This is a genomic window from Paenibacillus algorifonticola, assembly GCF_050481745.1.
Taxonomy (GTDB): Bacteria; Bacillota; Bacilli; order Paenibacillales; family Paenibacillaceae; genus Pristimantibacillus; species Pristimantibacillus algorifonticola_A.
The window spans coordinates 231,933-247,728 of record NZ_JBCNGR010000008.1 but is presented as its reverse complement, the minus strand read 5'-3'; the positions used below and the strand labels follow the sequence as shown (position 1 = coordinate 247,728).

General features: G+C 47.9%; 15 protein-coding genes. All 15 read left to right on the top strand.

The window, feature by feature from the left end; genetic code table 11:
- The first annotated feature begins 1 nt into the window (after position 1).
- A complete protein-coding gene (locus ABEW34_RS08665; protein ID WP_338551966.1) occupies positions 2-973 on the top strand; it encodes a PhoH family protein in 972 nt (323 codons plus the stop codon).
- 17 nt (positions 974-990) lie between these two features.
- Entirely contained in the window at positions 991-3,255 is a 2,265-nt protein-coding gene (locus tag ABEW34_RS08660) for an HD family phosphohydrolase (protein WP_430157137.1), read from the top strand.
- Complete coding sequence (ybeY, locus tag ABEW34_RS08655; protein ID WP_430157135.1) at positions 3,252-3,749, top strand: rRNA maturation RNase YbeY; 498 nt, start codon at positions 3,252-3,254, stop codon at positions 3,747-3,749. Before ABEW34_RS08660 ends, ybeY begins: the two co-directional genes overlap by 4 nt.
- Positions 3,749-4,120, top strand: a complete 372-nt coding sequence (locus tag ABEW34_RS08650; protein ID WP_430157132.1) for a diacylglycerol kinase — start codon at positions 3,749-3,751, stop codon at positions 4,118-4,120. The genes ybeY and ABEW34_RS08650 overlap by 1 nt, the downstream gene beginning before the upstream one ends.
- Before the next feature lie 21 nt (positions 4,121-4,141).
- On the top strand, positions 4,142-4,588 hold the full coding sequence (gene cdd / locus ABEW34_RS08645) for a cytidine deaminase (RefSeq protein WP_046229911.1): 447 nt from the start codon (positions 4,142-4,144) through the stop codon (positions 4,586-4,588).
- On the top strand, positions 4,588-5,511 hold the full coding sequence (gene era, locus ABEW34_RS08640; protein ID WP_046229910.1) for a GTPase Era: 924 nt from the start codon (positions 4,588-4,590) through the stop codon (positions 5,509-5,511). The genes cdd and era overlap by 1 nt, the downstream gene beginning before the upstream one ends.
- 98 nt (positions 5,512-5,609) lie before the next feature.
- Positions 5,610-5,777, top strand: a complete 168-nt coding sequence (locus ABEW34_RS08635; protein ID WP_430157129.1) for a YqzL family protein — start codon at positions 5,610-5,612, stop codon at positions 5,775-5,777.
- Between the two features lie 56 nt (positions 5,778-5,833).
- Positions 5,834-6,580, top strand: coding sequence for a DNA repair protein RecO (recO, locus tag ABEW34_RS08630; RefSeq protein WP_056029308.1), 747 nt, complete (start codon positions 5,834-5,836; stop codon positions 6,578-6,580).
- Positions 6,581-6,739: 159 nt separating this feature from the next.
- On the top strand, positions 6,740-8,278 hold the full coding sequence (locus ABEW34_RS08625; RefSeq protein ID WP_430157126.1) for an MDR family MFS transporter: 1,539 nt from the start codon (positions 6,740-6,742) through the stop codon (positions 8,276-8,278).
- Between the two features lie 197 nt (positions 8,279-8,475).
- On the top strand, positions 8,476-9,636 hold the full coding sequence (locus ABEW34_RS08620) for a pectate lyase family protein (protein ID WP_430157123.1): 1,161 nt from the start codon (positions 8,476-8,478) through the stop codon (positions 9,634-9,636).
- Positions 9,637-9,963: 327 nt separating this feature from the next.
- Complete coding sequence (locus tag ABEW34_RS08615) at positions 9,964-10,821, top strand: ABC transporter permease (RefSeq protein ID WP_430158522.1); 858 nt, start codon at positions 9,964-9,966, stop codon at positions 10,819-10,821.
- 39 nt (positions 10,822-10,860) lie between these two features.
- Positions 10,861-11,742 carry a carbohydrate ABC transporter permease gene (locus tag ABEW34_RS08610; protein WP_430157120.1) on the top strand — a complete coding sequence of 294 codons (882 nt, stop codon included), beginning with the start codon at positions 10,861-10,863 and terminating at the stop codon, positions 11,740-11,742.
- A 45-nt stretch (positions 11,743-11,787) separates the two neighbouring features.
- Positions 11,788-13,401 carry an extracellular solute-binding protein gene (locus ABEW34_RS08605; protein WP_430157117.1) on the top strand — a complete coding sequence of 538 codons (1,614 nt, stop codon included), beginning with the start codon at positions 11,788-11,790 and terminating at the stop codon, positions 13,399-13,401.
- 68 nt (positions 13,402-13,469) lie between these two features.
- Positions 13,470-14,444 carry a LacI family DNA-binding transcriptional regulator gene (locus tag ABEW34_RS08600; protein ID WP_430157114.1) on the top strand — a complete coding sequence of 325 codons (975 nt, stop codon included), beginning with the start codon at positions 13,470-13,472 and terminating at the stop codon, positions 14,442-14,444.
- Between the two features lie 195 nt (positions 14,445-14,639).
- Positions 14,640-15,677, top strand: a complete 1,038-nt coding sequence (locus tag ABEW34_RS08595) for a pectinesterase family protein (RefSeq protein WP_430157112.1) — start codon at positions 14,640-14,642, stop codon at positions 15,675-15,677.
- Positions 15,678-15,796: the final 119 nt, after the last annotated feature.

Genomic DNA, 15,796 nt, shown 5'->3' with positions numbered 1-15,796 from the left:
TTTGCAAAATGAAACAATAGTCGTCAGAATTCCGCTGGAAAACGCGGGAGAAGGATTAGCGGTATTTGGCCCGCAGGACAAGTTCCTGAGGCTGGTAGAGGCGCAGTGCGAGTCCTCGATCACATCTCGTGAGGCAGAAATCGTCATTTCAGGTGCCGTGCAGGAGGTGCGCTCGCTTGAGCAGCTGTTCAGCGTTATGCTGCAACTTGTAAGAGGCGGCTACATGCCTTCAGAGCGAGACATGATGTATGCGCTTGATTTGGCCCGTACGATGCAGGCAGAAGAGCTTCTTGATTTATTCAAGGCTGAAATTACAACTACGTTTCGCGGCAAGCCCATCCGGGTTAAGACAATCGGCCAGCGCCATTATGTAAAGACGATTCACAAGCATGATGTCGTATTCGGTATTGGCCCAGCCGGCACAGGAAAAACCTACCTGGCTGTTGTGCTCGCTGTAGCCGCCTTGAAGCAGGGCTTGGTGAAGCGAATTATACTGACAAGGCCAGCTGTCGAGGCAGGCGAGAATCTCGGCTTTTTGCCCGGCGATTTGCAGGAGAAGGTCGATCCTTATTTGCGACCGCTTTATGATGCCCTGCATGATGTGCTGGGACCTGAGCAGACGGTAAAGGCTTTTGAACGCGGCACCATTGAGGTTGCACCGCTTGCGTATATGCGGGGACGGACCCTTGATGATTCCTTTATTATTTTAGATGAAGCTCAGAATACGACGCCGGAGCAAATGAAAATGTTTTTGACACGGCTAGGCTTCGGCTCAAAGATGGTTATTACTGGCGATGTGACACAGATTGATTTGCCAAGGGGGAAAAACTCGGGTTTAATAGAAGCACAACGGATTTTGCAAAACATAGACGAACTTGGCTTTATCTTTTTTTCCGAGCAGGATGTTGTCCGTCACTCCTTAGTGCAGAAAATCATTGTCGCCTACAATCAGGACGCTGAGAACAAAGCATAGAGAGGAATGTCCGCTCCATGAACCAGAACCAGAACCAGAATCATTCCGGTAAACAGGGGAACCTGCAGAGCTCCAAGGCTGCGGGGTGGAAACAGAGCGTAGCTGTCCGCTTCGTGCTCATGTTATTATTTGTGTTGCTGTTTTATTTCAGTCTCGCTCCGCATCTCGTTCCGGAAACGTATGATATTCAAGAGGGCGTTGCCAGCGAGAAGGATATCGTCGCTCCCCATCAAATACCGGACAGCAAGGCGACGCTTCAGGCGCAGGAGGAAGCGGCGAACCGCGTAGATGCAATCTATTCGAACGTCGCGCTGCGCAGCGAGCTGCTGCTGGGCGAGATATTCTCGCGCATGGAGCAGTTGAATCAGGATGATCAGGTTACGACGCAAAATAAAATCGATATTTACCGCAATGAAATTCCTGGTCGGTATCCCGATTTTGTCGATAATTACGTCAAGGTAAATAAAGGCAATGGCACTTATAGCGATACGCTGCTTGATGAGATGGCGGTCGTTATTAAAGAACAGGAATATGCGATTCCTGAGGAAACGTTTTATAAAATGCCGCGCATGTCGGTAGAGTCAATCACGGAAATGCGCCAGGTTGCTCAGGAAATTGTGCGCAAGCTTATGAGCGAGCAGCTCCGCAGTGCGGATGCTGCGCGTACCCGTGTGGCGGAGCTGGTGAACGCAAGCTCCCTCTCCGACCGGACTAGCCGTGAAATTGTGCAGGAGCTGGCGCGTTTCTCGATTATGCCGAACCGCTTTCTCGATAAGGAAGCAACGGATGAAGCAAAAATCCAGGCGAAGAAAAACACGCCTCAGGTCGTTATCAAGGAAGGCGACGTTCTCGTCAAGCGCGGTCAAGTCATTACGCCGGAAATGTATGAGCTGCTGAAGGATTCGGCGCTGCTGCAGGATAAACGCAATTATTGGCCGCAGCTTGGCTTGCTAATTTTGTCCGTTTTGTTCATCACGGCGATGTACAGCTATTTGCATCAGTCTGGCGGCATTTCCGGCCTGAAGCCGAAATATAACAATGCGCAAATTTTAATGCTGTGGCTCATTTATTTGATCAATATCGTTGTGATGATCATTATTTCATTAATCCAGACAGATGAAATCCCGTATGTCGGCTTCCTTGCTCCGGCGGCGCTCGGGACGATGCTGATTACGCTGCTGCTGGATATGCATTTGGCATTGATTAGCTCGATTTTGTTTGCGATTATCGGCAGCATTGTGCTGAATGCGGGCACGGGGCAAAATCAAATCTTCGATTTTCAATACGGCTTTGTCATTATCGTCGTATCTGTTGCTGCTATTTTCTCGATTCATCGAGCGAGCCAGCGATCGACGATTTTAAAGGCAGGCATTATGGTCAGCCTGTTCGGCACGTTTTCCGTTCTTACGCTTATGCTGCTGACGGAGCGGCTGGATCAGGGGCCGCTTGTGTATTCGCTTTGCTTTGCCTTTGCGAGCGGCTTGCTTACAGCCGTACTTGTTATTGGCCTTATGCCGTTTTTTGAAGTGACCTTTGGCATTTTGTCAGCGCTCAAGCTAGTCGAGCTGTCTAATCCGAACCATCCGCTGCTGCGCAAGCTGCTCACGGAGACGCCGGGAACGTATCATCACAGCGTCATGGTCGGCAATTTGTCGGAAGCTGCGGCTGAGTCCATCGGGGCGGACGGGCTGCTCTGCCGTGTAGGCTCGTTTTACCATGACATTGGGAAGACGAAGCGGCCGAATTATTTTATTGAAAATCAGACCAACATGGAAAACCCGCATGATTCGATTGATCCAAAGCTCAGCCGGTCGATCATTTGCGCTCATGCGCGGGACGGTGTCGATATGCTCAAGGCGCATAATATACCGAAGCCTATTCGTGATATTGCCGAGCAGCATCATGGCACGACGTCGCTGAAATTCTTTTATTACAAGGCGCTTAAGCAGGCTGAGGAACAGGGGGAGGAGCCTTCCTTTACGGAGGATGATTTCCGCTATCCTGGCCCGAAAGCCCAGTCGAAGGAAGCCGCTGTGGTCGGCATTGCCGATTGCGTGGAAGCAGCTGTCCGCAGCCTGCGCAGCCCAACGGTTGAGCAGGTAGAAGCGATGATCAACAAAATTATCAAAAGCAGGCTGGACGACAATCAATACAACGAATGCGATTTGACGCTCAAGGAGCTGGATAAGATCGCGCAGTCGCTCAAGGAAAGCGTCATCGGGATTTTTCACTCCCGCATTGAGTACCCTGAGGATGTTAAGTCAAAGGAGCGTTTAGCATGAGTTTGCAGCTGGATTATAGTAATGAGCAGGATAAGGTAGACATCCCCGAAGCATGGATCACCCGGTTGGAGCAATTGCTTGGGCTGGCTGGCGAAGCGGAAGGTTTGACAACGGGCGAAGTGACGCTGACTTTTACCGACAATGAGCAAATTCATCAGTTGAATCGCGACTACCGCAATATTGATCGCCCTACTGATGTTTTATCATTTGCGATGCAGGATGATGGCACAGATGAGCTGGACATCATTTTTGAAGTGGAAAGCGAAGATGAAGTTGATCCTATATCGGGCATGCTGGGTGATATCGTCATTTCCGTGGAGAAAGCGGTTGAGCAAAGTGAGGAGTACGGCCATTCGCTCGAGCGGGAGATCGGCTTCCTATTCGTTCATGGCTTTCTGCATTTAATCGGTTATGATCACGAGACGGAAAGCGATGAGGCAGTGATGACGAGCAAGCAGGAAGCGGTGCTTTCGAAGGCAGGCTTGTCGCGTTAATGAAAAAATTCATACGCAGCTTAGGATTTGCGTGGGCGGGCATCGCATTTGGCGTGCAAAATGAGCGCCATATGCGCATTCATGTGCTGGTCGCTGCTGCCGTCATTCTGCTCGGTGCTTTTCTATCGCTTTCAGGTATGGAATGGGCACTGCTGCTGCTCACGATGGCACTTGTAATCGTAGCAGAAATGATTAATACTGCGGTGGAAAAGGTTGTAGATCTTGCAAGCCCGGAGCGCCATGCGCTCGCTAAGACGGCAAAAGATGTTGCTGCTGGCGCTGTACTGCTGGCAGCATGCTTTGCCGTCTTCATTGGTTTTATTATTCTTGGCCCGCCATTGTGGAAGGTAATAACGGCGGGAAGACAGTGATTTTAAGGGAGCTAATAATAAATGACAGTTACTTATGAGGGTTTACAGGAGAATTATGCTGCGCTGCTTAATCAGGCAGGTGAGGCGATGACGCGGGCATACACCCCGTATTCCAAATTTAATGTTGGCGCTGCCCTGTTGGATAACGACGGGCATGTCCACTTTGGCTGCAATGTTGAAAATGCCGCTTATGGTCCTGGCAACTGCGCGGAGCGCACCGCTATGTTCCGAGCGATTGCCGATGGCAAAAAGCCAGGACAATTTCAAGCGATTGCAGTTATTGGCAATACGGAAGAACCTATTACGCCATGCGGAATTTGCCGCCAGGTGCTCGTTGAGCTGCTTTACCCGGATACGCCAGTTATTATGGGCAATCTGCGGGGCAACTGGTCGATTTCGACCGTCTCAGACTTGCTGCCTGGAGCATTTACACCAATGGTATTGAAAAAGGGGCAAGCTGAAGCTTAATGAGTACACCTACAACTGACAACCGTTCAAACGGCAAATTTCGTTCCGGCTTTGTAGCCATCATCGGCCGACCTAATGTGGGCAAGTCCACGCTGATGAATCATCTGATCGGGCAAAAAATTGCCATTATGTCGGATAAGCCCCAAACGACACGCAACAAAATTCATGGTGTATACACGAAAGACAATACGCAAATCGTATTTCTGGACACGCCTGGCATTCACAAGCCGCAGTCCAAGCTTGGCGACTACATGATGAAAACCGCCCAAAGCGCCCTTCAAGAAGTCGAAGCTGCCTTGTTTCTTGTTGATGTAGCCGACGGCATTGGTGGCGGCGACCGTTTTATTATCGAGCAGCTTAAAAAGGTCAAAACGCCGATTTTTCTCGTGCTGAACAAAATCGACAAAATCGATCCAGAGCAGCTGCTGCCAATTATTACGCAATATAAAGATTTATATGATTTTGCGGAAATCATTCCGATTTCTGCGCTGCAGGGCAATAATGTGGAGACGCTTATGGATCAATTGATCCGTTATTTGCCTGAAGGACCGCAATATTACCCTGCAGATCAAATTACGGATCATCCGGAGCAGTTCGTTGTAACGGAGCTGGTGCGCGAGAAGATTTTGCATATGACGCGTGAGGAAATTCCGCATTCCATTGCGGTTGCGATTGAGGACATGAAGGTGCAGGAAAATGGCGTTGTCTACATCGGCTGTGTCATCTATGTCGAGCGCGATTCCCAGAAGGGCATTATTATCGGGAAAAAGGGTGCCTTGCTCAAGGAAGTTGGCAAGCTGGCGCGCCGCGATATTGAAGCGCTTCTGGGCTCTCGTACGTTCCTTGAGCTGTGGGTCAAGGTCAAGAAGGATTGGCGCAACCAGGAGAGAGTGCTTAAAGACTTAGGCTTTAGAAATGACTAATGGTCCGCTTCTAATTTGACGTAAATTGCTAAGGATAACATTCATGCGATCAACGCAATCTAATACCGTCTGGAGCAGCATTTCCGAGGCGGAAAGGGTTGATACGATTGCGGAATTTTTCGTGGAAGTATTTTACATTGACCGGTGATGTGGAGTCATATATGCTCTACAAGGAAATGGATCAGCTTGGAGAAGCGGATCATCCTAACTCAATGCTCGGTGATGACCAGGAATGGGCGTCCGAGCTAGAAGAAGCTTCTCCTTAGTTCAGTGGGCTCGCAGCCTTCTGACTGTCTTAAGCAGGTCATGGGGGAGTTTCATTATGCTGTATCGTTTGGAAGGCATCGTTATTCGCAGCATGGATTATGGGGAAAATAATAAAATAATTAATGTGCTGACGAATACGAATGGCAAGGTAGGGATATTGATACGCGGCGCGAAGAAGGCTCGGAGCAGGCACGCTTCTCTCGCGCAGCCCTTTACATACGCGGAATTTACTTTTTTTCGCACAAGCGGGCTGGGTACGCTGAATCATGGTGAGATTTTAGCGTCCAACCATCTGCTTCGCGAGCAGCTGGAGCTGACTGCTTACGCTTCCTATGCGGCAGAATTAACGGATAGGGCGATGCAGGAGGAGGATACCAGTTCTTTTCTATTCGAGCAGCTGAAAGCTTATTTAAGCGGCTTGGTAGAGGGAAAGGACCCGCAAATTGTATCTCATCTTTACGAGATGAGAGTGCTGGATATGTCTGGCTATGCGCCTGTACTGGATCATTGTGTGGAATGCGGCGGTGAGGAGACTCCCTTCCGAATTAGTGCAGCCGCAGGCGGTGTATTATGCCGACGCTGCGGTCACAAAGACCCCCAAGGTATCGTATTATCTGAAGCAGCGTATAAGTTGCTGCGATTATTTGTCCGAATGGATTTGCGCAGGCTTGGTTCTATTCAAGTCAAGCCAGAAACGAAGCAGGAGCTTAAGAAGGTAATGCGTATGCTGATGGATCTGCATATTGGCATTCCGCTGAAATCTCGCGGCTTTCTGGATCAGCTTGATAAATATAGCTTATAAAGAATAACGTTCGGTCCCAGGACCGAGCGTTTATTCGTTCTCTCGTCCAATAGGACGCTAGGTAGAGATTGTTTATAATAACAAGGCTAAGCGAGCAAGGCAATACGCTACAACCTGAGCTTTTCAAGTACAACACATCATTTCAAGGGGGAATTTTTAATGTCTGCGAGTCAAAGTAGACTTGGCTTCGTCGTAGCAGGATTGCTGCTAGCCATCTTCGTTGCATCAATTGATAATACGATTGTTTCGACGGCAATGGCAACGATTGTGAGCGATCTTGGCGGTATGGATAAATTTGTATGGGTCACCTCTGCATATTTGGTAACGGAGATGGCAGGAATGCCGATTTTCGGCAAGCTATCCGACATGTACGGCAGGAAACGGTTTTTTATATTAGGTATTTTCTTATTTTTACTTGGATCGGTGCTTTGCGGAACCGCTGAGTCCATCACACAGCTCAGCATTTACCGAGCGATTCAAGGTATCGGTGGCGGCGCGATGATGCCGATTGCCTTCACGATTGTTTTCGACGTATTTCCAGCTGAAAAGCGCGGTAAAATGGGAGGCTTGTTTGGCGCCGTATTCGGTACGTCAAGCTTGTTCGGCCCGCTGGTTGGCGCCTATTTTACCGACTACATCAACTGGCGCTGGATTTTTTATATTAATATTCCGTTCGGTATTGTAGCGATGTTATTTATTTTATTGTTTTACAAGGAATCGATGGAACACTCCAAGCAGAAAATTGATTGGTGGGGAGCCGCAACACTTGTGGGCTCGATTGTCAGCTTAATGTTCGCTCTTGAGCTTGGCGGCAATGAATACGCCTGGGATTCTACCCAAATTTTAGGGTTGTTCGCGGCTTTCGCTATTTTGTTTATTATTTTCATATTTGTTGAACGTAAGGCGGCTGAGCCGATAATTTCGTTCAAAATGTTCCGTGTGCGCCTGTATGGCGCAAGTACAGGTGCTGCCCTTTTTTATGGCGCAGCCTTTATTACAGCAGCTTTGTACATTCCGATTTTTGTGCAGGGGGTATACGGAGGTACGGCTACCAGCTCTGGACTGATGCTGCTGCCGATGACATTAGGCTCGGTATTTGCAGCGCAAATGGGCGGTTTTCTCGCTAATAAAATGCCATATCGCAATGTTATGGTGCTGTCCGCCATTATTTTTATTGCAGGCATTGTATTGCTCTCAACGATCAGTCCGGAAACGACTAAATGGACGCTTGCCTTCTATATGTTCATTACCGGCTTTGGGATTGGCTTCTCGTTCTCGGTGCTTGGAATGTCTACCATCCACAGCTTCGATATGAGGCAGCGTGGTTCAGCGAATGCCACGATGTCCTTTATACGTTCGTTCGGGATGACAGTGGGCATTACCGTGTTTGGGATTATTCAGCGCAACAGCTTCACGAATGGCATGACCGACGCTTTTTCAGGCGGCAGTGGCGGAGCGGCGCTTCCTACTGAAAATGTTCGGCAAATTTTAACCCCTGAAAAACGGGAGTCGATTCCAGCGGAAATAATGGATAAAATCATTGGCGCGCTGTCGCATTCAATTTCCACAACGTTCATGTGGTCGATCGTGCCGGCCGTGCTGGCGCTTGCTTGTGTACTGCTGATGGGTAATTCCTCAATGAAGGAACTGATCGAACGGGAACGGATGCAGGCAGGAAAATTAGCAAAAGGGAAATAAGGAATGGTGAGGGAAGGGAGCAGGCCATGAGCCTGCTCCCTTTAAAAAAAGAAAATACTATCCAAAATTTACAAAAAGATGTATAATCAATTCCATCTTGTAAGCGCTTACTATTTGATCGTTTGCTTTCAGGATAGAAAGGAGGATGTGATTGATCAGCTGCACCGCTTCACCAAAACCCAAGAGGAGGTAAGGCAATGCTTTTGAAAAAATGGTCTATAGTTTTACTGAGTACGTTGATGGTGAGTGCTTGTTTAGTTTCAGCGCCCGTATCAGATTTTGGTGTATCTAAAGCGTCGGCGGCTTCAACAGGCGGTTATGGAACAACAGATGGCTCTACGGCTGCAGCGGTCACCGTGACCAACCTGGCCGAGCTGCAAGCGGCCTTTAACAGTGGAAAGCATCACATTATTGTTAGAGGCAACATTTACGGCGGCTCGCAATTAACGACACTGACATTCGCGAGCACCAGCTGGAACAATGTCACGATTGAAGGGGCGGCAGGCGGACAAGCGGTGCTGCAAAATATTCAGCTCAAGTTCAGTGGCGAGCTGCTTGCGGCAGGAACGAATATCGAAAATATCGTTATTAAGAACATTACCTTTTACGGCAAAATTCAGGATTTGCAAAATCTTTCAGGAGCAGCGACGCAGCCAGGCGGAAGCGGCACCAACTATTTGGGCGTATCCTTCCGCCGGGTGACGAATGCGCTCGTGGACCATTGCACCTTCTACAACATTAGTGACGATTTGCTGCTCGTCTCGCAAAAGTCGGATAATGTAACCCTCTCCTATAATCATTTCTACTTTACAGACAGCTGGGTAAATATGAATCCGAATCCGTTGTGGAACTGGGTAGGCGTTAATCAGGATCTCGCCTCCGAGCGACTTGCGCTCATTATTGGCTCGAATGCCAACGATTCTTACACCTATGGTGGCGGCAAGCTGCATGTCACGATGCATCACAATTGGTTCGGCCCGAATATGAAAGGGCGTCCGCTGATGAGAGGCTTTGTTCATCTGTACAACAATTACTTTGATAACAGCACAACGCCGAGCGGCAACAATTCAGCCGGATTTTCGCAGCAGCAATACAATGCGAACCAAATTGGCAGCGGCAGCGTCATTTTTTCTGAACGCAATTATTTTTACAAAACGAATCAAAGCAATCAGGTTGGACTAGACAGCTCAACGCATGCCTATACGTTTTATGAGCGCAACAATTATTACAACCAGACAACTGGAACATCGGCCACTGGAGCTGCATTCCCATCATCGCTGCCGTTCCCTTACAGCTATTCGCTGGATGCAGTTCAGAATGTTCCGAATATCGTGCAAGCGAATGCGGGACCCCATTAATCTGACGAATCCAACGAACGCTGAAACCCAGTGATGGCGGGACTTTAAAAAATTCTAAATCGTTTTCATTGCCAAAACGAAAATAAACTGCTAGAATGATAAAAAACGTAATGAAAACGCATACATTTATATTAAAATTACAACGTTGTAAATTTTGGTTAGGGGGAATGATGAGTAGATAATTTGCCTGTTGATCCTTGATTGGAGTCAGCGTCATATTCAATTTTTCAAACGTTGTAAATTTTAACCTGAAGGGAGTGGATTTCATTGAATAGCCGCACTGCGACTCTGATTAGGCTAATCAAACGGGACAAATATTTGCTGCTCATGTTTTCCCCTATTTTTATTTATTATTTGGTCATTATGTACTTTCCAATGCCGGGCGTCATTATGGCTTTCAAAAACTTTACCCCAGGAAAGGGGATCTTCAGCGGAGATTGGGTGGGGTTAAAATGGTTCATCCAATTTTATGACTCGATTTATTTTTGGAGGCTACTCCGCAACACCTTTTTGCTCGCTTTTCTGCCATTGCTGTTCGGCTTTCCGATTCCGATTTTATTCGCGATTTGCGTAGTCGAAATTAAAAACAGGGCGTTCAAGCGCTTCGCCCAAACGATTACGTATTTGCCGCATTTTATTTCAACCGTTGTCATCGCCGGCATGCTGATCAACTTCCTGTCGCCGACGGATGGCATCGTCAACATTTTGCTGGGGAAAGTAGGACTTGAACCGATTAATTTCATGATGGAGCCGGGATGGTTCCGAACGATCTTCACCAGCTCGGACATTTGGCAAAGCTTCGGTTTTAGCTCCATCATCTATATTGCAGCTATTATGAGCATTGATCCAGAAATGTATGATTCGGGAAAAATCGACGGGGTCAACAAATTTCAGGAATTATGGCATTTAACGCTTCCGAGCATTAAACCTACGATTATTATTTTGCTGCTGCTGTCGCTTGGCGGCATTATGAGCGTAGGCTTCGAGAAAGTATATTTGCTCTATAATGCAGCAACGTATGAAACAGGAGATGTGCTTTCAACCTATGTATACCGGATGGGTATCATCGGGCAAAACTACAGCTTCGCAACAGCCATTGGCGTATTCAATTCCATCATTACTTTTATTCTCGTATTTGCGGCGAATCAATTAACTCGTCGGGCAACGAACATGTCGCTATGGTAAAAGCCCACACCATACAAGCCGCTGGAAAAGGAGTTAGGTATGAAAAAATCTAGCACAGATCTGATTTATTATGGCCTCGTGTATTTCATAACTTGTGTGGCCATTCTCGTAACTTTATATCCTTTCCTCTATGTCGTCAGCGTATCATTCAGCTCCGTCAGCGCGATTGACAAGCAGCAGGTGTTTTTATATCCAGTCGATTTCACGATTTCGGGGTATAAAATGGTGCTTCAGTACAAGGAGCTGTGGGTTTCCTTTTACAATACGGTATGGTACACCGTTGTCGGAACGACGCTGAACATTGTCGCCACCTGCCTGGCCGCTTTCCCTTTGTCCAGAGCGCATTTTTTCCTAAGACGCAAGCTGAATTTCTTCATTGCCTTTACGATGTATTTCTCCGGCGGATTAATTCCGCTCTACATGTTGCTGACGACACTTGGCCTTTACAATACGAGATGGGTTATGGTCGTTCCAGTGCTCGTCATTACGTTCAACGTCATGATTTGCCGCTCGGCCTTTGAAGGCATTCCGAAGGAAATTTTCGAGAGCGCCTCCATCGATGGAGCGAATGATATTACGATGCTGTTCCGGCTCGCCGTACCGATCGTCAAGCCAACGCTTGCGGTACTGACCTTGTATTACGCGGTGTTTCACTGGAACAATTTTTTCTCGGCACTGCTTTATTTAGGCAATCAGGAGCTGCAGCCGCTGCAAATTTTTCTGCGAAGGGTGCTCATTATGGCATCTCCGGAAATTATGCAGCGTATGGGAGGTGCAACGTCGACGGCCTCGCTTGCGGTATCCTCACTGCAGGTCAGATATGTGTCTATCGTCGTAAGCATTTTGCCTATTATTATGATTTACCCCTTTATCCAGCGTTATTTCGTTAAAGGCATTACGCTGGGCGCAGTGAAAGGCTAATGACCGCTTGTAAACTCGGCTTTGACTAATGGGAGGGAACGTTAAATGGCACAACAGTTAAAAGGGACAAAAAGAGTATTGTCGGTCATGATTTTGGCAACAGCATTGGCGGGATGCAGCAACAGTGGGACGCCGGCAGCAACAGATGGAAATGCTGCACCAGCGGCAAGCACGGCCGTGGAGTCGGGACCAGCCTACAACGGATCAGGGCCGATAACCGACCAAGCTAACCAGGAGCTGTCCATTCTAGGAACGAATGCTTGGACGACGAATGTGGACCTGGCAACGGCAGAAATTGTCAAGCAGATTGAGAAAAATGCCAATGTAAAAGTAAACTGGGAGCTGCTGCCTCCGCAAAACTATCCGGATGCGGTAGGGCCGAGGCTTGCAGCTGGTACGGATTTGCCTGACATTGTGTATTTGCCCGACAAGGATCAGACGATGAAATATTTGAGCAGCGGAATGTTTCTGCCGATTAATGAGCTGTACGAGAAATATGGCGTCAATTTGAAGAAGCTTTATGGGGAGTCGCCAGATATTAAGGCCAGCCTGACAACTCCAGATGGTAAAATGTATTATATCCCGCAGCAGACGCTGACGAAAAATTATATGCCAGAGTTTATGGTAAATGAAAGATGGCTCAGCAAGCTAGGCCTTCAAGAGCCGACTACACTCGACGAATTTACAGAAATGCTGAGAAAATTCAAAACAGATGATCCGAATGGCAATGGCAAGCAGGATGAAATTCCAATGTCGATGGACCCGAAATTTATCCCGATGGCCTTTGGTCCGGTGTTTGGTATGGATTTATCGAGTAATTTTTACGCCGATGACAGCGGTAAAGTGCATTATGGCTACTACGAGCCGGTATACAAGGAGTATTTAACTTACCTGAACGGCTTGTATAAAGACGGTTTGCTGGGCGTTGATTTTGCCAGTACGACAGCGGATCAAGTGACATCGAGATTTTCACAAAATGTAACTGGAGCTACATTCAACTTCAGCTGGTATACCTCCATGGTTTACAGCCCGTTGTTCGCGGACTACAATCCGGAGGAGCCGCTTATCCAAGGCATTTTGCCGCTGAAAGGTCCGCATGGTGACCAGTTTTACGTGGGGCGTACGCCAGTAAGCGGGATTTTCGGCATTTCCAAAAATGCGAAAAACCCTGAGCTGGCCTTCAAGTTTCTAGACTATGCTATTGGTGAAGAAGCGCAAACCTACTACACTTGGGGTATTGAAGGCGTAACGTACGAAGTCAAGGACGGCAAGAAGCATTTTACCGAGAAGGGCAAGGACAATGACTTCATTCAAAAATATGGCATTGGACCGGTCAATCTGCCTAGCGCGCAATCGACAGATTCTGCGGATGCAATCGTAGCGCCATGGCATGAGAAACGGGATAAGGAGCTTGAGCAATACATCCGTCCTCCATTCCCTATCGTATATGCGCTGCCGGAGGAAGCAAGCGTTGAGAATATGTCGATGCCGGACATCCAAACGTATGTAGATGAAATGAATTTGAAATTCATTACAGGAAAAGAAAGTCTTGATCAATTCGATGCTTATATTGCAAACTTAAAAAATATGAATATTGAACAAATCATTGCGGGCAGACAGGCTCAGTATGATCGGTATTTGGCTGCCTCGAAATCCTAGCTTCTATAGCATAGGGCATAGGGCAGGAGGACCCGCAAGCGGTTGATGGGAAAGGTGTGGGCTCAGGAATGGTTACAATAAAGGACATCGCCAAGCTTGCAGGAGTAAGCTACAGCACAGTTTCCAAGGCATTGAACAATGATCCGCTAATTAAACCGGCAACTAGACAGAAGGTGCTGGAAATTGCGGAAAAATATCAATACCGAAAAAATATTATGGCACAGCAGCTTTCTTCAGGCAAAAGCAATATTATTGGCTTTGTTTTGGATGAACTCAGCAACCCGCTCTTTTCCAATATCTCGAAAAATTTGCATAGCGAGCTGAAAAGCCGCGGCTATCAAATGATTTTGGTCATAGCGGGCGATGGGGTAGATATCTTCAGCCAGCTTCGAGTCGATGGTTGTATTTTCTGGGAGTACATGCTGGATGATCGGGAGGCGTTCTGGAAGCTCGTCTCCTCGATGCCGATGCCATGCTTCGTACTCGGCGCGGATGAAAATCCCAATTCGCCTTATATTAAAATCGACCGCAAAGAAGGCATCTTCAAAGCGGTCGAGCATTTGAAAGCGCATGGCCATGAGCGGATTGGGTTTATCGGCAACTCCCAGAACATAAAAATTGAAGGATACAAGGAGGCGCTGCAGCGGACGGGATTGGAATTTTGTGAAGGCAGCGTGCTTCCGGCTTATTCCTCTTGGGAAGACGGTTATTTTGCCGTACGCAACTACACGTTTACGAGCAGCTCGCCAACCGCCTTCATCGGCCTCAACAACTTGGTTACACGCGGGGCGCTGCGTGCTTTCATTGAAGCGGGCTTCCAAGTGCCGCAGGATATATCGTTAATCGGTTACGATGATTTGCCGGATATGCAGTATGCCGAGGTCGCATTGACGACGATCGGCCCGCCGCTCGGCGAGCTGGCTGTTCAGGCTGCTGAGCTGATTGTGGCACTAATACGGGGTGAAGATGCTAAATATCCGGTTGTCATCCAGCCGAAGCTGTATTTACGGAATTCGGTAGCGATTTGCAAGGAGCTAATTTAGTTAGAATTTATTCTAATAGGAGGCTAGGAGCAATGGCGGCTTTATAGTCTGCGCTGGGCAGACATTATTGAAGGAGGACTTTGCGATGCAACAGACAAAGAAGCTTTCCTGGGCGATACGGACAGCGGAAGCGATTTTTCAGGAGACGGACGAGGGCAGGCATCCTGCTTTTCCGGCGGAGGTGTAACGGCTAGAATGAAAGCAGAAGAAGAAGAAGAAGATAAGGTTGTCTCCGTTGTAGTAGCCGCTGACGGAAGCGGTGATTTTACGTCTATTCAAGCAGCTGTTGATACCGTTCCAGCAACGAACAAGGAGCGGGTCATCATTTACATTCGCAACGGGTTTTATTATGAGAAGCTTCATATCGAAAAGCCAATGATCAGCTTAATAGGGGAAAGCGCCAATGAGACGATCATCAGCTTTGACGACCATGCCACAAAAGCATTTCCGGACGGCGAGCTCTATCATACGTTTTATTCGTATACTGTTTTCGTTGGAGCGGATGATTTTATAGGAGAAAATATGACGTTTATCAATACGGCTGGCCCCGGGGAAAAGGTAGGCCAAGCGCTCGCACTTTACACCGATGGCGATCGCGCCTGCTTCCGCAATTGTCGTTTAATTGGACACCAGGATACGCTGTTTACGGGGCCGCTGCCGGAAGTTCCTATTGACCGCAGTTTTTTTGGCGGTCCAAGGGAAGGAGCTCCAAGAAGGCAGTCCCGGCAATATTACGAGAACTGTTATATTGAAGGCGATGTTGATTTTATTTTCGGCTCGGCTACGGTGCTGTTCAACTACTGCGATATTTTTGCTAAAAATCGCGGCGCTGCTGAGCCGGATGTCATTAACGGATGGATTGCTGCTGCATCTACCCCAGAGCATGCGCCTCACGGATATGTATTCAATGAATGCCGCTTGATAGGTGATGCTCCAGCAGGAAGTGTATATTTAGGAAGGCCATGGCGCAATCATGCCAAAACGATCTTTATTCGCTGCTGGATGGGCGAGCATATTGCTCCTGCCGGATGGGATGATTGGAACAAGCCTGAAGCCCACCCTACCGTTCATTATGGGGAATACGCAAGTACAGGGCCGGGCGGCTCCAGCGACAAGCGTATTAGCTGGTCGCAGCAGCTTACAGCCGATCAGGCAGCTGATTATTCTCTAACCCATATTTTGGCTGGAGCTGATGGCTGGTCGCCGCTTCAACGGGAACGGGCAATGGAATAGACGGCTTTCTGCCATCAGGTTTGACAACCGCATGCAATTTGTTTATGATAAACAGATATAAATATCGGACAATGATGGAGAAAGTAGTTGTGATGGTTACAGCTTTAGCGATTCGGGGA